This is a genomic window from Paenibacillus nuruki, from assembly GCF_963311185.1.
Classification (GTDB): Bacteria; Bacillota; Bacilli; order Paenibacillales; family Paenibacillaceae; genus Saccharibacillus; species Saccharibacillus nuruki.
On record NZ_OY725677.1, the window covers coordinates 4,030,276 to 4,048,586 of the forward strand.

The 18,311-nt window shown below is 36.7% G+C and carries 19 protein-coding genes; 3 read left to right on the forward strand and 16 right to left on the reverse strand.

All coding sequences use genetic code 11. The features are described from left to right. Window positions 1–98: 98 nt before the first annotated feature. From RCP16_RS17830 to RCP16_RS17855, 6 genes are all read right to left on the reverse strand, one after another. A complete protein-coding gene (locus RCP16_RS17830; protein WP_308640965.1) occupies window positions 99–929 on the reverse strand; it encodes an endonuclease/exonuclease/phosphatase family protein in 831 nt (276 codons plus the stop codon). Between the two features lie 261 nt (window positions 930–1,190). After that, entirely contained in the window at window positions 1,191–2,399 is a 1,209-nt protein-coding gene (locus tag RCP16_RS17835; RefSeq protein WP_308642505.1) for a family 8 glycosyl hydrolase, read from the reverse strand. A 164-nt stretch (window positions 2,400–2,563) separates the two neighbouring features. Beyond that, window positions 2,564–3,895, reverse strand: a complete 1,332-nt coding sequence (locus RCP16_RS17840) for a 6-phospho-beta-glucosidase (RefSeq protein WP_273592937.1) — start codon at window positions 3,893–3,895, stop codon at window positions 2,564–2,566. Between the two features lie 66 nt (window positions 3,896–3,961). After that, complete coding sequence (locus RCP16_RS17845; protein WP_308640966.1) at window positions 3,962–4,963, reverse strand: N-acetylglucosamine kinase; 1,002 nt, start codon at window positions 4,961–4,963, stop codon at window positions 3,962–3,964. 12 nt (window positions 4,964–4,975) lie between these two features. Continuing rightward, window positions 4,976–5,974 (reverse strand): LacI family DNA-binding transcriptional regulator, encoded by a 999-nt coding sequence (locus tag RCP16_RS17850; protein ID WP_069329734.1) that lies wholly within the window; start codon window positions 5,972–5,974, stop codon window positions 4,976–4,978. 718 nt (window positions 5,975–6,692) lie between these two features. Further along, window positions 6,693–7,355, reverse strand: coding sequence for a peptide-methionine (S)-S-oxide reductase MsrA (locus RCP16_RS17855; protein ID WP_308640967.1), 663 nt, complete (start codon window positions 7,353–7,355; stop codon window positions 6,693–6,695). A 148-nt stretch (window positions 7,356–7,503) separates the two neighbouring features. Between RCP16_RS17855 and RCP16_RS17860 the strand changes: the two genes are divergently transcribed. Beyond that, window positions 7,504–9,009 (forward strand): FAD-dependent oxidoreductase, encoded by a 1,506-nt coding sequence (locus RCP16_RS17860; RefSeq protein WP_273592934.1) that lies wholly within the window; start codon window positions 7,504–7,506, stop codon window positions 9,007–9,009. Window positions 9,010–9,367: 358 nt separating this feature from the next. Here RCP16_RS17860 and RCP16_RS17865 read toward each other — a convergent pair whose 3' ends face one another. The 9 genes from RCP16_RS17865 to RCP16_RS17905 form a co-directional block, all read right to left on the reverse strand. Then, window positions 9,368–10,504: a threonine aldolase family protein gene (locus RCP16_RS17865; protein WP_308640968.1), complete on the reverse strand. Its 1,137-nt coding sequence runs from the start codon at window positions 10,502–10,504 to the stop codon at window positions 9,368–9,370. A gap of 138 nt (window positions 10,505–10,642) precedes the next feature. Further along, complete coding sequence (locus tag RCP16_RS17870; protein ID WP_069329738.1) at window positions 10,643–10,870, reverse strand: hypothetical protein; 228 nt, start codon at window positions 10,868–10,870, stop codon at window positions 10,643–10,645. Window positions 10,871–10,956: 86 nt separating this feature from the next. Next, window positions 10,957–11,484 carry a hypothetical protein gene (locus RCP16_RS17875; protein WP_308640969.1) on the reverse strand — a complete coding sequence of 176 codons (528 nt, stop codon included), beginning with the start codon at window positions 11,482–11,484 and terminating at the stop codon, window positions 10,957–10,959. Window positions 11,485–11,724: 240 nt separating this feature from the next. After that, window positions 11,725–12,012 carry a hypothetical protein gene (locus RCP16_RS17880; RefSeq protein WP_308640970.1) on the reverse strand — a complete coding sequence of 96 codons (288 nt, stop codon included), beginning with the start codon at window positions 12,010–12,012 and terminating at the stop codon, window positions 11,725–11,727. Between the two features lie 446 nt (window positions 12,013–12,458). Next, window positions 12,459–12,788 carry a hypothetical protein gene (locus tag RCP16_RS17885; RefSeq protein WP_285097369.1) on the reverse strand — a complete coding sequence of 110 codons (330 nt, stop codon included), beginning with the start codon at window positions 12,786–12,788 and terminating at the stop codon, window positions 12,459–12,461. Window positions 12,789–12,884: 96 nt separating this feature from the next. Further along, a complete protein-coding gene (locus tag RCP16_RS17890) occupies window positions 12,885–13,316 on the reverse strand; it encodes a hypothetical protein (RefSeq protein ID WP_308640971.1) in 432 nt (143 codons plus the stop codon). Window positions 13,317–13,387: 71 nt separating this feature from the next. Then, a complete protein-coding gene (locus tag RCP16_RS17895) occupies window positions 13,388–14,035 on the reverse strand; it encodes a hypothetical protein (RefSeq protein ID WP_308640972.1) in 648 nt (215 codons plus the stop codon). A gap of 96 nt (window positions 14,036–14,131) precedes the next feature. Further along, window positions 14,132–14,647 (reverse strand): hypothetical protein, encoded by a 516-nt coding sequence (locus RCP16_RS17900; RefSeq protein WP_308640973.1) that lies wholly within the window; start codon window positions 14,645–14,647, stop codon window positions 14,132–14,134. 240 nt (window positions 14,648–14,887) lie between these two features. Beyond that, the gene (locus tag RCP16_RS17905) at window positions 14,888–16,114 is read right to left on the reverse strand and encodes a Zn-dependent hydrolase (RefSeq protein ID WP_308640974.1); all 1,227 of its coding nucleotides are present in this window, start codon (window positions 16,112–16,114) and stop codon (window positions 14,888–14,890) included. A 356-nt stretch (window positions 16,115–16,470) separates the two neighbouring features. Between RCP16_RS17905 and udk the strand changes: the two genes are divergently transcribed. Continuing rightward, window positions 16,471–17,106 (forward strand): uridine kinase, encoded by a 636-nt coding sequence (udk, locus tag RCP16_RS17910; protein ID WP_069325792.1) that lies wholly within the window; start codon window positions 16,471–16,473, stop codon window positions 17,104–17,106. Window positions 17,107–17,289: 183 nt separating this feature from the next. Then, window positions 17,290–17,571, forward strand: a complete 282-nt coding sequence (locus RCP16_RS17915) for a hypothetical protein (RefSeq protein ID WP_308640975.1) — start codon at window positions 17,290–17,292, stop codon at window positions 17,569–17,571. Window positions 17,572–17,659: 88 nt separating this feature from the next. Here RCP16_RS17915 and RCP16_RS17920 read toward each other — a convergent pair whose 3' ends face one another. Continuing rightward, entirely contained in the window at window positions 17,660–18,229 is a 570-nt protein-coding gene (locus tag RCP16_RS17920; protein WP_308640976.1) for a helix-turn-helix domain-containing protein, read from the reverse strand. Between the last annotated feature and the right edge of the window lie 82 nt (window positions 18,230–18,311).

Sequence of the window (18,311 nt, forward strand, 5' to 3'; positions counted from 1 at the left end):
TTTATAACAATCAAAAAAGAGACCTGCTAGTTGAGGTCTCTTTTCCTTACTATCTGAATGAACTATATTTTGGGGAATGTTCTATTATACTCATAGAATTACTCCAATTCTAACTCTACAGCCACTCCCAAATGATCTGATACTATCGCTCCATTCACACCATTCAATGCTACCATAGAAGAATGAACAGGCAACGAGCGATTCGTTAAAATGTAATCGATCCGCAGATGGGTCGCGTTATTTTCCCAACCAGCGATTGCTTTGACAACTGTATGCCCATCGTCTTTTACTTTGGCTAACGTATACGTATCGAACCAGCCTTTACTCATCACATAGTCGTAACCTTCGTCTCGAATCTCGGCTACATTGTTCAGATCACCTAACATGAAGATCAATTGATCTTGATACGGCGCTAATAACTCTTCTGTACAATCCCATTGTCCTCTGAAATGTTCTTCATCATGCCACCATCCATAATGTCCATCAGCTATCCATACTGGCTGTCCATTGATCTCCGTCTGCACCATTAACAAACGACGTGTACGGTAATTGTTATAATCTTGTAGTTGCGAAACGAAATCATAACTGGCTTGTACGATCGGTGTACGGGTTAATATCGCTAATCCTTCATCATACGTATGTCTTGTCTGATGAGTGGGAACCCATGTCCAGTGATAGTCTGACGATAATTGTTGTAACAAGACATAGGCGAAATTATTTTGCCGAATCATCACATGAGCATCAGTAGCGTAATAACGTGACTCTCCTAGGATCACTTCATCTACAGCTGATTCACTCATGGATTGATTGACTTCTTGTAATGCAATAATATCGAACTGTTGTTGATTGATATACTCTGCTAATTGAATGATTTTTTCTAATTGATTGGTCTCATGCCATGAGTGTGTGTTCAGTGTTAAACATTTCAATGATTGTCACCTGCTCCATCTATTTTCATTATATTGCTCCGGTTAATACTTTATCTCACTATACCATAATCCCAAATAGACATCTTAATGAGATACAGAGGTCATGATGTAGAAAAATACAAAATACAGAAAAAAAACTCCAATCGATGCTTATTTAGCAAGGACTGAAGTTTTTTATGATGAACCTATCTCAATCAATCGTTAACTTGCATCTACGCTTGAACCCATCTTTGATGAGCTATCATCCAAAATGATCCAAGATCATACTCCTGCTGGCTTCCACCAGTTACCCGAAATAAATAGCATACTGAGTAGATTATACGAATCGCTAAAGTAACTTTCTTTACTATTCTTCATCCAATCCCAACCTGTATTGACCCATGCTTGATGGGCATTATCAGTCACCCCTGATGCGATAAATGGAGCCACAAACACAGCCGTCGCATACGTACCTCGTGCTGTACCATTTAACTGATATCCATCTTTGATACTGGAAGGCTTGCCACTTGTTTTGCCTTTGATCCAGACCGCCATTTTGTTAGCTATCGTTTTGCCGCGAGTATCTCCATACATCGCATAATCCATTACGATTCGAAGTGGTACCCGAGAAGCATTGTAATTGTATTCGTTGGTTTCTTTAAATTCATCCAAAAACCACTGTGGTGCAGGCTTGGCTGGATTGCCGACAACAAAGTCTGAAATCAACCCTGTAGTGGGCGAATAGGCACTACTGAACTGAGTATATTTGCTATACAGATTGTTGATTACATTTAACCATGTCTGATCTCCTGTCGCATCGTAAAAAGCATGAAAATGACTGAGCATCCAATCCGATGGGCGGGTATCATAACTATTTTTGCTATCCCAATCGCCTAGATTAATTCCATTGTTAGAGGTGACATAACTGGACTTGATTGCACCAATCATTTTTTTCGCTTCAGCTAAATAATTGATCGCTCCTGAAGAGCCCCACTGATCATGTGCTAGTAATAAAGAGTACGCAATATCCAGATCTCCATCGGTGGCTGAACCAAAATGACCTTGAGCAGCTACATCATCTGCTACTACCCAGCCCATCAGTGCAGGATTGCCTGAACTTTTATATGCTCTAGCTGTTTTGAATAGTCCATTGTAGATGGTTTGTGCATTCGTATCCTGTCCTGCCATAAGAGCCGTGATAACCATGCCATATCCTTGACCTTCTGATGTTCCTAGCGGTTCAAACCCTTCCGCATCGCCTGTAATATCACCTTGTACATAATAACCACCCGGCAAAGAAGACAAGTTATTTTTGATATACGTAGATTTCCAGTAACTATAATAGGAAGCGACCGATTGATTCATCGAGGCTTGGGTCACATGATTGGGCTTGATGACCCCTGTATAATTGATTTGTTGTGGAAAAGGTTTCTTCTCATTTGCAGCATAAGCAGAAGTGGATACTCCAAACATTCCCAAGAACGAGATCATGAATAATACAACCACAAGGGAAAGACTTATTAAACGTGTTGCAATAGATACAGGCAATAGAGTACGCATGATAGTAATTCCTCCTTATCATAGGGTAGACTTTCATATTCTGAACTGGGTAAAGCTATCTAACTTTTTTGATATTTGGATATTTTGAAATTTCCTTAAATCGTCTCTGCTACAGCTATATTCTCTTTTTGAAAAAATAAAGGTAGATAGGCTCGATTGGCTTCTAACATTTCATCGAGCATGTCTTTGGCAATCGCAATCGAAGGTACCAAAGGATGATGCACCATTGCTTGCAAAGCGACTTGACGATCTCCTGTCATCGCAGCTTGGATCGTTAATTGTTCATAGGTTTTGACGGCATGCATTAAGCCTTTAATAGGCTCGGGTACAGTCGACAATTGAATCGGTAACGGGCCATTTTGAGTCACGATACAGTTGACTTCAATACAAGCATCATGTGGTAAAAAATCTATCGTTCCTCGATTAGGAACATTCAGTGTCTGTATATCGCCTGTGCCATTGTGCAGAGAGCGCATCAGATTAACAGCGGCTTCTGAGTAGTAAGCGCCTCCACGTTGCTCCAATTGTTTTGGTTTTTCTTTCAACTCAGGATCTCGATACAGCTGGAATAATTCCTGTTCGACTTGCTGTACCACTTGAGCACGTGATCCTTCATTTTCAAAAGAAAGCAATTGATCTTCTAGCATTTGAGGTGTCATATAGAAATACTTGAGGTAATACGAAGGTAAAGCTTGCAAAGAGAGAAGAAAATCAGCATCCCAACCTTGCTGTGGAACATTAGCAGCTGCATATTGTTCGCGTTGTTCTAATAATTCTGTTAATTTCGGTTGCCCATCGACATCAATTCGGGTCACCCAGTGTAGATGATTCAGTCCTACAAATTCAGCATAGATCCGATCTGCTTCTACTTGATAATGTGCTGTTAACCATTTGATTAGACCGATCGGTGCATTACATAAGCCAATACTGCGTACTTTACTATACTTATGGATCGCCTCAGTGACCATACCTGCTGGATTAGTGAAATTCAGCAACCATGCTTGTGGCGCTAACTCCTCGATATCACGGCAAATCTCAAGCAATACTGGAATCGTTCGTAGCGCTTTCATCATTCCACCAGGGCCAGTCGTTTCCTGTCCGATCACTCCATATTGCAATGGAATACGTTCATCTACACTTCTCGCTTCTAACATACCTACTCGCATTTGTGTACTTACATAATCAGCATCTTTGATAGCTTCTCTTCGATTCGTTGTTAAATGTATTGTGATCGGCAATCCTGAAGCTTTAACCATGCGTTTAGCCAGTTCGCCAACGATATTTAACTTATGAAGTCCTTCTTCAATATCGACTAACCACAATTCACGAATCGGTAGATCATGATAATAGCGAATAAATCCTTCGACCAACTCTGGCGTATACGAAGAACCCCCGCCGATTACAGCTACCTTTAACCCTTTACTCATTCATAATCACATCCTGTATTTATAAAATAGTAGACATTGACGTGTGGTATCCTATGATGGTTGTAATTAAGATTGGATCGACCGCTCTGTGCTAGGCGCTGTATTCAAGCGTCCAATATCATGCAACTGCGTATATACTTGTGGTGTAATATAACGTCCTGCTTGCTCCATAGCTCTTAATATCGCTCCGATCACAGGTTCAACTTCTAACTTAACTAATGAGGCATGTGGAGCAGATTGTTGTAGGGCTTGCTCGATCTGGGGGCGAATCCAACCCCGATCTCCACGTGTTAATAGACTTCCAGCCATCACGACATCGAATGTTAACGTGTGCATAGCGAGTCGATGTATAATTGCTGTGATCGACTTTCCGATTTCCTGTCCTTGTTTGGTTAAAATGTCTAAAGCAACTCCATCTCCCCATGCAGCAGCGGTAAATAATAATTCTGCCGCACGTAAAGGCACGTCATAATCATGATCCAAATAATCGTGAAACAGTGTCTCTACATCTCTATAATTCAACATATCTAATAACAATTCTGTTAGCACCGTAGGATGCTCTCTTCCATCCCATGCTCGAATCACAGAACGAAAGACTTCGATACATAATGAGCCACCACCGCCGAAGTCTCCATACTTGTAATCGAATCCACCACACTGATAACTTTCGCCAGATGGATGAATACCTGCACTGTTCGTTCCTGTACCGCAGATCACAGCAATACCATATGGTTGCGTTGTTCCAGCGCGAAGCCCTATCAGCGTATCCCCAACTAGATCATACTTTGCAAATCCAAGGCTACGAATCATCGGATGTAAAATAGCATAATCGGCTGGTCGATCGGCGCCTGCTAAGCCAAAACAACTGGATGTTAATTGTTCACGCTGAATACCCGTTTGTTGTAATGCTTGTTCAATCGCAGATCCAATCTGTTCTCCAGCCAGTAATCCTGCTGTCTGATGATTCCCACCGCCAGCAAGTCCTTGTCCAAGCAACTGTCCTTGTTCATTGGTAATATAAGCAAGCGTTTTACTACCCCCTGCATCTATACCAAGGTAATACTCCAATATGAGTCACCTCTAATCCTGGTTACATTGTGCTGTAGATTGCCTTATAATCAATTCTGATTTTAATTTGAGTCCTGTCGTACGCTTACTCTGATTACTAATCTTACGCAAAATCATATCCGCCGCCGCCAGTCCAATCCGATCAGCCGGTTGTCTCATCGTCGTCAAAAAAGGACGCAATTGCGAAGCGATATTTTGATCGTCATATCCGACTACAGATATCTGCTCAGGTATACGAATACCTTCTTCCATGAGGGCATTGATCAGACCAATCGCAATATAATCATCCCCTGCAAAAACAGCTGTAGGCAGATTATTTTCTGCTAACCATTTTTTTGCAGTCTGATAACCGAAATCCATACTGTAATCCCCTTCGACAATCGCAAACGGTTCTAATTCTGCTTCTTGTAGAGCATCGATAAATCCTTGTCGGCGCTCTTTGGTACTCGTAAATACATCTAATCCACACAAATGAGCGATCTTTGTATGCCCCAATTCCAGAAGATGACGAGTCGCTTCATAACCACCGTTGTAATTGTCGACAGTGATCGCAGAAGCATTATTTTCAGACAACTGATTATCAATAAGCACATACGGAATATTACGCTTTTTCAATTCCGATACGAAACGTTCTTCTTCTACGGGAGATAATAAAATCAATCCATCTACCCGATCTTCTTGAATCAAATAATGACTTTCTTGATTGCCAAAGCTACGGGATACGGATACCGCTAAAAAATAACCTTGCAGAGCTAAAGCATCATTGATCTCTTTAGCAACAGCATCGAAAAATGAATCTTGTAGCGTGGTAACAATCAGTCCGATAATTCCTGTACGTCCACGAGCGAGTGAACGAGCCGCAGCACTTGGACGGTAATCTAACTCTTTAATCGCATCCATCACTTTTTGACGATTATTTTCTCGTACGGTTCCTGCACCATTAAGCACACGTGAAACGGTAACAACCGATAATCCTGATCTTTTAGCAACATCAAATATACTGGCTTTCATTTTGTATTCTCCTAATTGATGCCGTTTTTCGAAAGTAGGACATAGATATGCCAACTATTTAAAAAACGAACATCCTGTTTTTGCTCATTATACAGGATGATATAGGATAGGGACTACACTGTAATGCGCTAAATCGTTATTTCTTGTGTGAATAAGCGTTTTTATTATATTGCACTGAACGACTAGATATAGATTTCTTTTCAACAATAGAAGTATCATGCTTGCGATCAGAAGACGGCTGTAGATGCTATCTTTCTTTTGAAGAGAGTCTATCTTTTCTGCTTCAATAAAAGTTATAACGCTTTAACTTTTGAAATAATAAACAATACACGCTAGATTAATATCTGGAATAAATCGTATTATTTTCACCTCCTACAGTTAATATCATTCTCCTATCACTTTTTGCATTGAAGAATATAAATTCATAATTATGCATAACGATTGTGAAGATATTCAAGAGATAAATAGTATTTCTCCACTTCTATGTTTCCACGAAACAAAACAATTTTATATAAGTTATAGCGCTTTAACTTTTGATATTGGAACTATCATAGATGATTTCAGACCTGATTACAAGCTTATTTTGACCACTTTATAAGCAAAATCGGTTAAAAATAGGCTTATTTCTGCCTTTTTATTATATATTTACCTTATTATGAGCGAAAAAGTTATCCATAATATCATAGCGATCGTTATTTAATATACGGTTTAGCAGTAATTATTGTTTTGATGAATATTGCTGAATCGATTCTAATATTTCATGTTGTTGCCTTTTGGTAATATGGTTATATTCATTCTTTTGCACTTCTTGTATAAGTTCTTCCTCAGATAAGTATCCTTTAGCCCATGCATTTAATCGTGCACCTATCATTGAATGAAAAAGATTTTCTTGTGAATCTAAATGTTTTATCCCCTGCTTCAATAGCTCTGGTTTCCGTTGCAAATAATACTTCTGGTGACGCTCTTCTGCTCGTGTGAAATCGGTATACGCCAAGATTTCTGTATGAAGCGATTGGGGTGCATATTGTTGTTGAACATGTACCATTATTTCATACTGCTCTATATTGCGATAAAAAAGAATCGACATATACTGTCTTCCTTTATATCCATTGATCGCTTCAGGACGATGATGAGTCCAAAAAGTATGAAGTAATTGTTCTAAAGATATCTGTTGCGGATGAAATGTAATCTCTATACTTTCCGAATGGTCTCCTAGATTACGGTATGTTGGATGCGTTGTAGTTCCTCCTGCATATCCGGTTGCCATCTGGATCACACCGTTGAATTGTCCGAACAAAGCTTCAGGGTTCCAAAAGCATCCCATTGCTAATGTTAATTGCTCAGAGGATAAAGATAGATTGTCTGTTGATGTTGGATTCATTATGCTGTGCTCCTTTGCTCTATAGGTAGATATTTATATTTTGTAACCTTGCTGACTCTCTTTTACAGTACACTAGAATAGATACGGCATTTTGCTTCAAGCCTTAATCCGTACAATGAAAATTATACATAAGGTGGTTATATCAACAGTGAAAAGACAGAAATCTTTACTTTTGTGGGGTCTATTACTTATCGTTATTATTGCACTTATTCCTGTAGGAATGAATCTATTCTCCGCATCTAATCCTACTCAGCAAGCATCTCCACCCGGTGAAACGACAACAGATTCTACATATGATTCAGCAGATATACCGACACCCCAACCTGCTACACCTACCATTTCCCAGACATACGATCTTGTAGTGATCGGTAGTGAAGTCGAAGGAATCTTAATGGCAAAAGCTGCACATGATGAAGGTCAAAAGGTGCTGATTATCGATCCACGAGAAAAGCCAGGGGGACAATTAATTCAAGGACAAATGCTTGTACTGGATGAACCCAATACAAACAAAAAGAAAAGTCTGGTACAAGGTGAAATGAAAAAGCTCTACAACGCTTATAATGCAGGCGATATCCGTACGGAAGAACAATTTACAGACTATTATAACAGCTTAATTCAAGGGATTCCGCTAGAAAGTGGGATTCAAATTGATCAGATTCAGCAAAGCGATACCGATGCTAACTATGCGATCACTTCATTAACGTACAAAACAAAGGATCAACAATCTCATACGATCGCAGCAAAATATTGGGTCGAAAATAGCGATTATAACGCATTAACGTCTAAGCTTCATGTCACTCGTATTCCAGGTGTAGAATCTATTTTCGGTGGCGATAAGCCTGAATATATGGCGGCGACTTATATGTTACGGTTCAAAGGGGTCGATTGGCTGAAGCTGCATAGTGCCACATTGTTAGATTATCCTTTGACTAATCTAGAAGCGAAATATGGAACCAATACGTATGTCGATTATGATTTTGGAACAGGCTTTAACAAAATCACAGAAAACTTCAAATCACTAGATCCACAGCTCAAATTACGTGGCATCAACTCGACGTATCAGAAAGATGGTGATGTCATTATCAATGCGCTACTAATCTATGATGTCGATCCTGCGAATCCAGAATCTGTCCAAGCCGCTATAGCCAAAGGCAAAGCAGAAGCACCACGTGTATTAACGTTTCTCAAAGAAAATATTCCGGGATATGAACATGCAGAGTTAAACGGGTTCCCGGATTACTTGTATATTCGAGACTACAATCGATTTGAAACAGATTATGTATTGCCTTACGAAGATGTGGTTGCAAGTAAAATGTTCTGGGATAATGTCAGTATAGGTGGTTATCCGATGGACATTCAAGGCACACGTTCTGTCCCAACCGGTAAAGGATACGGTAAACCGGATTTCTATGGGATTCCACTGCGTTCATTTGAGTTAAAGTCTTACGATAATGTTCTAGTCGCTGGTAAAAATATCGGTGCTTCGATCAAAGCTTATGGTAGCGCACGTATTACACCCACCACTGCACTTGCAGCCGAGACGATCGGCATTATTTTAGGGCATGAAACGAAAAAATTACGTGATCTAAATGAAGAAGATTTCAAACGTATTCATCAGTATTTGAGTGAAGATTATAATATTAAATTAGACTGAGTTAGGTTGGTTTTACACAAGGAAAATGTTCTGAGGGAAACCGCTTCAGCAAAAATATTGTTCTTGCCGTCGCTGTGTGGAGAGAATATTCTCAATATTGAAAACCGTTCTTGTAGAGAGGGTGGCATTGGCAACGTTGCTAATGTGGCTCTCTTTTTTTATTTTGGTAGTGGAGTTAAGCTTTTGAGGAAAGAATTTGTGAGTTTGAACAGGATTAGAGAAGTATTGGCATCATTAAAAAAGCTAAGTCGTTGAAAGATGCGTAGGATCAACGACTTAGCTTTTTTGTTTTTCTATTAAAATGATGTAGATCACTCTATCTCTTCCATTCAATTGGAATTGGCGGGGCACTCTCTTTCTATTGGTTTGCTGAGACTTCTTTCAAGCGTTGATCTAGCCAGTGTAGAGCTTGTTGGATGTGCTCCAAAGGAATCTGTCCATAGCGGTCGCCGATGCTAAGTTCGGTAGAGCACTGTGTTCCATCCTTTTTGTCAGTGAGATAAGGAGCTAATCCAACATTAGTAGCCTGACACATTTCGATCAAGATCGGTTCGATTTGTTCTTTGGGTAGTTCAAAATAGATATGGAACATGTTGGAGACAGGCACTTCTGGTAGCGTGTGAACCGCTGTACACTGGTTAATTTCATGAGCCAGTTGCCCTGCTTCTTTGTAGTATTGTTCCATTTTGCCAATACGTTGTTCGTAGTAATATTTGGAGCTCAGGATATAAGGATACAAGCTGATCAGATCGCCACCGTGTCTTCTTTTCCATACTTTAGATTCTGCGGTAAAGTCGCTTGGCCCTGCTAGGATAGCTCCTGCAATACCCCCGATACCTTTGTAAAAGGATATGTAGACACTATCGAATAACGCGCATACTTCAGCAGCCGTTTTCTGGTAATACGGTAAAATTTCAAACAATCTAGCTCCATCTAAATGCAGTAAAATTCCTTGTTCTCGGCAATATGCTGAAATGGCTTGTAGTTCACTATAGGCTGGTAATTGTCCTCCGATTTCGCGTTGAGGTAGTTCAAGTAGCAGACAAGCCACCTTTTGATCCATTTGCTGTACATCTGCAAGTGTAATCAGGCGATCTTGATCCGCTAGTAAAATCGAATGGATATGATGCAATTCTTTCAATCCGTCTTCTTCATGAATCTCTAAATGGCACAAAGGATGGTACGCAACGTTACGGTTATTCTTGCGATCACACCAGATACGTAAAGCAATCTGTTGTGCCATGGTACCTGTTGGGAAAAACACTGCGCTTTCTTTGCCTAACACATCTGCCATGTGTTTCTGGAAATCTTCGATCACTGGTCCCCGACCATACATATCACTTGCAAGGTCTCCATTGATATCTGCAAATGCTTGTTGCAACACATGTATATTCCGATCACCATTCCCTACTAAAATGTAATTTGTTTGCGCAAACGCTTCTCGTAATGTTAAAGAAGGTTGCTGGGCTGAAGTCGATTCAGGATTATTGTACATAGATATAAGCTCCTTTGGATGTCAGATGAAGTGAGTTTTTTGCTATGGCTTTAAGTTAACGTTATCATATCTATCTATAAATGCGTAATGTATTATATGAAAAATCATTTATCTATTCATGATCCACAATAGCATATTCTAATCGTCTAATTCATAATCATCCAAAGACCAAGGTTCTATTTTTTTGATAGCAGTCATAGGAATAAGCATTCTTGTATCATCATGAGCTTCTTCAGGACAAATCACAATAACATTATTGGAGTAGTAATAATTAACGTACAATCCGATTACAAACAAATTATCAAGAAAAGTTATTTTGATACCTTTATCTCTATAAGCTGGCATAAATATTTCTTGCTGATCCATGATCATTCCTCCTAAGTTCTTATTGTGTGATATGTATCTTTACTAATATAGCATCAATATACAAATATACACTGTTATATCTTTTTTCAATATAAGATATGTTCATTCTCACTCTTTTTCCAATCATTTAGCAAAATATGATCCGCTAGATTAGGGCATAAGATTTGACTATATTCTAAAAAATGATCATAAAAATGTTCAAACATCATTAAAAGCTCGTCTTTTTCTATATAAATAGCATCATCAGGTGTCCAATTGGTATAACTTACACAGTTTATCCTGACTTGATTATTCTCTTCTTCAAAAATAAGCAATCGTTCAATCCCTTGTTCATAAAAATCCAATTGAAATGAGAAATCTTTTTTACTTATTTTCTTTAAAATAAATGGAATTTGTTCGATTACTGTTAACAGATCAGTTCTACAATCGACAGGCCATTGCTCTTGTCCGAAACCAGAAACAAGAAATATAATCGATTCTGAAATTTCAAAAACTTCACATATGTCAATCAAAATGGCTAGTGGACCATCCAGTTCCATTTCAGATGATGAATCCGTTATTGATACTCTATTTATAGAAGGTGCGCTTTTCAAAATTAGCTGAATATTAAACATTTTAATTACTCTTCTTTCATATTAAAAAACCAGTAAAAGTATACCTATTTTTATATGTCGTTTTCTCTTAAATACTGTTAATTAATAACGATCTCTATTAGTCAAATTCCTTTAAATACGTATGTAATTATTTTAGCTGTTACACTATTTTAGTGACTATTTTTTTAAAAGAACTACTATTATAATCTAATGATATGAAATGTTGTAATCCTTTATTTCTTAAAAACCAGTTTAATCAAATTATTCATTAACCTTAAACGCATTTCCCCATTCCATAAAGTTATCCCAAAATTTCTCGTCAAAAATAGATTCCTTATCTAATCCAAAAGCCAATGCAAGTTCTTTCCATTCTGTAAAATCGAACTTTGCAGTATACATTTTACTTGTATAAAGTTCTATAACTAAACCTTCAAATGACATTTCGTATTCATCATATTCAAAATAATGTGTTACAGCTTCTAATCCTTCTAAAGATAAAATACTTTCAGACATATTTATAAATCTCTTTAATTTTTTTTCTTCAAACAAGGAATCACCTCATAGATTATTAATTATCTAATACATATCTTCAAATACCACGGACTATACAATTGGCTCGTGAGTATACCAGGATATTCCCCACTACCTGTATCCCATTTTTTTAACAGCTTACTATAATCATTATCCTCTTTTAGAACTTTACCTTTTAAATTGTAGTCATAATAAATGTTACAGTGAAAACATTGTAGTTTATCTGATCGACTTCCAAATCCTACTCCATAAAGTTCTTTATAGCATTTAGAACATAAGATGCTATATTTTTTTCTTGAATTGGATAATAACAAGAGTACTCACCTTCAACTATTGAATTCTTATAAGCTATTTTCCAAATTTGAATATGAGGTAATAAGCATTCTATTAGAATACTATATTTCAATTCATTTCTTTTAGATATAAAGAAAAACCTTGAATATTGCCTACTCAAAATCTCAAACTTATTGGATCACTATATAACATAAGAACGCTTTTTTGCTATCCATTGAAGAAAGTAAATAGTATACAAATGAATCTTTCTTATCTTCTCTTACATAAAATGTTGAATTATACTCTATAAATTGTACTAATAATGTAAATAAAGTTTTTGCCGCGTGTAAGTTAAGATCTTGTAGTTTAATTATGATATTATACTGACCCTCAGCATATTTAATAGAAAAGTCTGTGATATTATCCTGTCTTTCAAGTAAGTCCCTTGTCTCTGACCAAATTCCTATCTCATATTCAGTATCTAGATTTTTGGATAATTCTAATAAGTTATCTTTATTCATTCTATCACCTTTTCAATAACGTAATGGATACCTCAAATGTTTATTTTAAGGGGTGAACTTCAATTTTTCTCTAAGGTTGTAACATCGAAATATCTATTATTTTATTTGCTTTCTCAACTCTTCTATATCATCAGTCATCCATTGTTTAGCATCTACTTCTCCCATCACTTTTTTTGAAGCCTTTGTAATTGATTTTTTAAAAAAAATAATCTCTGTATCTAGTGATGCAATGACTTCCAAGCCAACTTGTTTTCTTTTTATAAAATCTAATGTGATATGTGAGCTATCTTTTTTTACTCCATGCATATAGAACGGACCATCCATAAAATCAAAATTTTGTGATGTTCCAACAGACGAAGTTTCAAGTAATTTTATAGATTTATTCCACCATGTCAAAATAACTATAATAAAATCATTCCAATGGCAATCAGGGAAAAATGTATCTCCTATTTGAAAATAAACTCCACCCGTAATTGATTTGTGACTGCTAAGTTCAAGTGTATATTCTTCAATGACTACACTTACCAATTTGCACCCTCCTACTTTATAACAAGATATGATGTTTTAATCGTTTATAATTTTGCTACGTTTTACTATTCTTATTGAGAAAGAATCGAATCAGCACTTCCTTCATCTGTATTTATTTTAAATGATTGAATAGGAACACCTAATTCACTAGTTGTTGTTAAAATATACTCATTCAAATATTCCGTGTTTTTCATACGTGCCCAAGCCCAATCACCTGTACCTAAAGAATAGCCATAAGAAGGCTCCATTTTAATTGGAATATCAATATATTTTTCTTGTTTTGTAGCTAACTCTTTAACATATAACTGTTGGCGCGCATTTTTTTGTCCTCCATTAATAATTTCTAGACGATAATCATACTTCACATCTGTTGTAGATTTAATAGGATCTTGATCTACAGAGTCACGAAACCATTCTTTATCGACCACACCCTCTTGATTCATGGAGGAGCAACCCAGTAAGAATAACGAGAAAACAAGAGCTACAGCACAACCTGCAATCCCTATATTTTGTTTTTTTGTTTTTATCAAATAAAAGATAGATAGAGAGATCAGAATAATGGAGAAAATGCCGACAGAAAATAATGTGTATCTAGCTACGATATCCATGGAACTTTGAAAATTAGCTGTTGAACCTACTACTAACCATAGAAGCGATAATACATTTATGGTTATAGCTATTATCCAGATTCCTTTAAATACAACTGTAAGTATTCTCAATGTGTGCTCCTATTCTAATTTGTTATTTGATATAGAAAATTTATATACTCTTTATACACGTTATATACTAAACAAATTCTTTTTTCATTATTTTGATCAGTTAGAAATAATTAAAACCTTTCCAGACACCATTAGTTTCAATGTATTATTATCCTTCTTAAATTCTAATTCTTGAGATAGTTGCTTTACTTTTTCGTTTAATATCATTACATCAGGCATTTCGTATAAAATAAGTTCAAATGTTTGAATATATTCTGTATCTGGATCAAGTGTCATCTGAATTTCTTTAATTTTAGGAACGGTTAATTTATTCTTATCTGTAACATTATTATTTACCATTACATATTTACCATTCAATACATATATAAAATCCTTGTTAAATACAATTTCTAATACTTGATAATCTGGCTCTATACTCCAAAACATTTCTACAAATTCGAACATAGAATCTTCGATTAAATCTTGATTTATATGGTTTTGGACTATTTCCTCCTGACTATAATTCATCCATAACTCAATGTCATTCTCGCCATCAATAATCATGCCAGGTTGACTAGGTCTTTTATCTAAAAACTCCCACTTTTTTTGGTAGTTCATTTTATCTCTTTCCATATTACTTCCCCCTAGTTAGAAGCTATTCTGGTAAATAATATATCTTATATGTACATCATCATACTATACATTCAAATAACAAAGTCTCTTTCACGATTCTAATATTCTCAGGTGTCTTGGGATAAAGTTAATATTTTCACTGATTTTGTTATTAAATGACCTAATTACTATTATAAAAAAACCACCTAACGATATTTATCGAAAGGCGGTACGTATGATTTATAAAATTCTGAATCCCATTCAACTCTCCAACATCCCCAACACGGTATCCAACAACACATTAATCCCTTTCTCACAATCTTCATACGAAGTCAGTTCTTCCTCACAGTGACTTTTTCCATTCACACTAGGTACAAATACCATCGCAGATGGTAAAAAATGAGCAACAAATTGGGCATCGTGTCCGGCTCCGCTTGCCATTTTTTTATAAGAATATCCCAATGCCTGTACCGAAGTTTCCAACTTTTCGCAAATGGTGAGATCGAACCAGACGGTATCGCGTCCCCATAATAGTGTGCTCTTTACTTCGCAATCTCCTTGCATCGCAGGTAACCTTTGGATGATATGCTCCACTTCACGTACAATCTCTTCATTCTTGTGTCTAGCTTCTAATGTAAAAGTCACTTTATTGGGAATGACCGTATGAATATTTGGAAATACATTCGCTCGTCCCATCGTATACACTAACTCCGAATCCAACGTACTTAATTGCGTGCGCAACATCGTCACTAGATCATTCATAGCAAAAAAAGCATCTTTCCTCATATCCATAGGGGTCGTGCCAGCATGATCCGATTCACCCATGACTTCAATCTCGTAACAGACCATACCGACCACACAATCGACTAATCCAACCTGTAATTCTTCTCGTTCTAATACAGGTCCTTGCTCAATATGTAATTCTAAATAAGCTGTAGCTTCTTGAATTCGGTGACTGACTTCTCCAGCATAACCGCTTTGAGCTAATGCATCGCCAAATGTAATGCCGTCGCTATCTTTTTTGTTTAACATATCGGCTTTGGCAAATTTCCCAGATAATACACCAGAAGCCATCATCGAAGGTTCAAAACGTGCACCTTCTTCGTTCGTAAAATTCACGATAGTAATCGGAATACGCGGCTTAATTCCATGATCGACTAGAGTACGGACAATTTCTAGCCCGGCGATGACACCTAATATACCATCAAAGCGACCTCCTTTTTTTACAGTATCCATATGAGAACCTATGACAATCGGAGGTACATCTTCTACACCTGCTAGTGTTGCATACATACATCCCATATCATCCACAACAACCGTCATTCCTAATGATTCACAACAGGAGCGAAAATATCCACGTACAGCGATATCCTGTTCACTCAATGCCAATCGTGTCACACCATTATTGTCTGTGCGTCCAAAATCGGCAAAGTGTTCGATCGTTTCTGCTAACCTCTGACCATTAATAAATAGTTTTTGTTGTTGCATCTCGATCTCTCCATTCTGTTAGGCGTTATTTGAGTGACACTTATATTTTAAATGCATATTAAAAATTAGTTCATATTTCTCCATACTAAATAAAATAAATAAGATCATCTATCTTACATCTTACCGTAATTTGAAGAAAAGTCATTTGACATTGTGTCATATTTTATCTAATTTCAAAGTTACTTTATGCTACATTTTGGTTTGAATACTTCCTTTTGTCTATTTTCCTTTACACACCGTTAATATCATCATGGATTTGTCACTGTATTTTGATGAAATATAATGAAAAAACGTTGCTGCTATGCTACAATATTAGAATTGTATTGGGAACATTTAGGGAGGGTAAAGTAATCACTATGCTGATTATTGGTATTGCCGGAGGAACCGGATCAGGAAAAACAACTGTTGCTCGTTCAGTGATTGAACGTCTTGGCACAGACAAAGTCACTTTTATATCTCAGGATAATTATTATAAAGAGCACTCCCGACTGACTGCGGAAGAACGCCGATTGATTAATTATGATCATCCGTTTGCCTTTGATAATGAATTAATGATCGAACATCTCAATTTGCTCAAACAAGGACAGGCGGCTTTTGCTCCTGTATACGATTTTACAACCGACTCACGATTTGTGGATCAGACGCTCGAATTGCATCCCAATCATATTGCGATTGTGGAAGGTTTGCATGTATTATCTGATGAGAAATTGCGTGCAGAACTCGATATCAAAGTATTTGTCGATACCGATCCAGATGTGCGGATTTTACGTCGTGTATTGCGAGATATTGAAGAGCGTGGACGTAGTATTCAATCGATTCACCAGCAGTATTTAACCACAGTCAAACCGATGCATGAAGCTTTTATTGAACCTTCCAAAAAATATGCAGACCTGATTATTCCTGAAGGCGGACAAAATGAAGTGGGCATTCAACTGCTTTCCATTTTGACGGAAAAGTATTTAACCGGTGATCGTGCATGGGGCGAAGCGTAAATTTAACCCTCTATATATGTAGATAAAAAGAACAGGATACGCACCCTTTTATGGTGTTATTCTGCGACTGTGTTACTATAAAAGCTGTTGGATAATTAATCCAGCAGCTTTATTTTTTGTATACACTTATTTTATTGATTACCACTTTAATTCAAAGTCATTTTAGAAAGGAATAGTATAATTATGAGCAAATTAATTGTCTTTATAGGAGCTATCATGTTCATTTCAGGGACTCTATTGCTAGGTATGACACCAATTGCGGTTGCTAATTTTGTCCCTAATGTACCCGGTTGGTCTACACCACCAGGAAGATTTTTTACTGCAATGGAAGAACTTTCATTACAGACTCCTTATAGAATCAGTATATTATTTATGATTGTTGGCTTGTTATTCTTTTCAGTGGTTTTAATAAAAATCCTTAAAGAAAAGTATAATAACAAATTAAAAAGTCAGGAAGAACAATAATTTTCATATTACATATTAATAGGGTGGATTCACATAATCGATGAATCCATTTTTCTTTACTATTAGCTTTAAAATAGATCAGACCATCTTAATGATAGGTAATCACAAAATGTAAAATAGCCATAGATTCAGATGAATTACTATACGTATGCTGACGATCCGCTTTGAAACGAATACATTCTTCCTCCATCAGATCATACCGTTCTTGATTCACTTCTACGGTAAGTTGACCTGACATTACGGTTACAAATTCAGTCACTCCAGCTTGATGCGCTTCAGATGTGTATGAACGATTCGGCTGTAAATATCCTCGATACAACTCAAATCCATTCGAGCGAAATAAAGGTTCTACCACAAAAATGTCATCTGAACTTTTTAACTGCATCCCTGCTTGTTTGCGAATAATAGACACATCTGACTCTCCAGATAACAATGCTGCAATCGGAATATGTAAACCATCTGCAATTTTCCAGATCACAGATAAAGTAGGGTTTGCTTCTCCCTGTTCAATCTTAATCAATGTTAATTTACTCACTCCTATTTGCTTAGCAAAGGCTTCGATTGTAATCGCTTTAGCTGTTCGAAATTGTCGTAAGTTAATTCCAATCTGCTTACCCACTTCTTCTTCTTTTCCTTGAAATTCAGTAGTTGTATCCATAGTAAGCTCCTTTTATATTCAATTCTTTCTTATTTATTCTACACGAAAGTATATTTTATTTTATAAAAAGTTAATTTTATTT

What these genes read in the sequence shown, in the direction of transcription:
- RCP16_RS17850 (WP_069329734.1), bottom strand. Translation starts at nt 5,974, where the DNA reads ATGAAAGCCAGTATATTTGATGTTGCTAAAAGATCAGGATTATCGGTT.
- RCP16_RS17855 (WP_308640967.1), bottom strand. Translation starts at nt 7,355, where the DNA reads ATGAATCCAACATCAACAGACAATCTATCTTTATCCTCTGAGCAATTA.
- RCP16_RS17900 (WP_308640973.1), bottom strand. Translation starts at nt 14,647, where the DNA reads ATGGAAAGAGATAAAATGAACTACCAAAAAAAGTGGGAGTTTTTAGAT.
- RCP16_RS17905 (WP_308640974.1), bottom strand. Translation starts at nt 16,114, where the DNA reads ATGCAACAACAAAAACTATTTATTAATGGTCAGAGGTTAGCAGAAACG.
- RCP16_RS17870 (WP_069329738.1), bottom strand. Translation starts at nt 10,870, where the DNA reads ATGGATCAGCAAGAAATATTTATGCCAGCTTATAGAGATAAAGGTATC.
- RCP16_RS17920 (WP_308640976.1), bottom strand. Translation starts at nt 18,229, where the DNA reads ATGGATACAACTACTGAATTTCAAGGAAAAGAAGAAGAAGTGGGTAAG.
- RCP16_RS17885 (WP_285097369.1), bottom strand. Translation starts at nt 12,788, where the DNA reads ATGAATAAAGATAACTTATTAGAATTATCCAAAAATCTAGATACTGAA.
- RCP16_RS17915 (WP_308640975.1), top strand. Translation starts at nt 17,290, where the DNA reads ATGAGCAAATTAATTGTCTTTATAGGAGCTATCATGTTCATTTCAGGG.
- RCP16_RS17835 (WP_308642505.1), bottom strand. Translation starts at nt 2,399, where the DNA reads ATGATCTCGTTCTTGGGAATGTTTGGAGTATCCACTTCTGCTTATGCT.
- RCP16_RS17865 (WP_308640968.1), bottom strand. Translation starts at nt 10,504, where the DNA reads ATGTACAATAATCCTGAATCGACTTCAGCCCAGCAACCTTCTTTAACA.
- RCP16_RS17840 (WP_273592937.1), bottom strand. Translation starts at nt 3,895, where the DNA reads ATGAGTAAAGGGTTAAAGGTAGCTGTAATCGGCGGGGGTTCTTCGTAT.
- udk (WP_069325792.1), top strand. Translation starts at nt 16,471, where the DNA reads ATGCTGATTATTGGTATTGCCGGAGGAACCGGATCAGGAAAAACAACT.
- RCP16_RS17875 (WP_308640969.1), bottom strand. Translation starts at nt 11,484, where the DNA reads ATGTTTAATATTCAGCTAATTTTGAAAAGCGCACCTTCTATAAATAGA.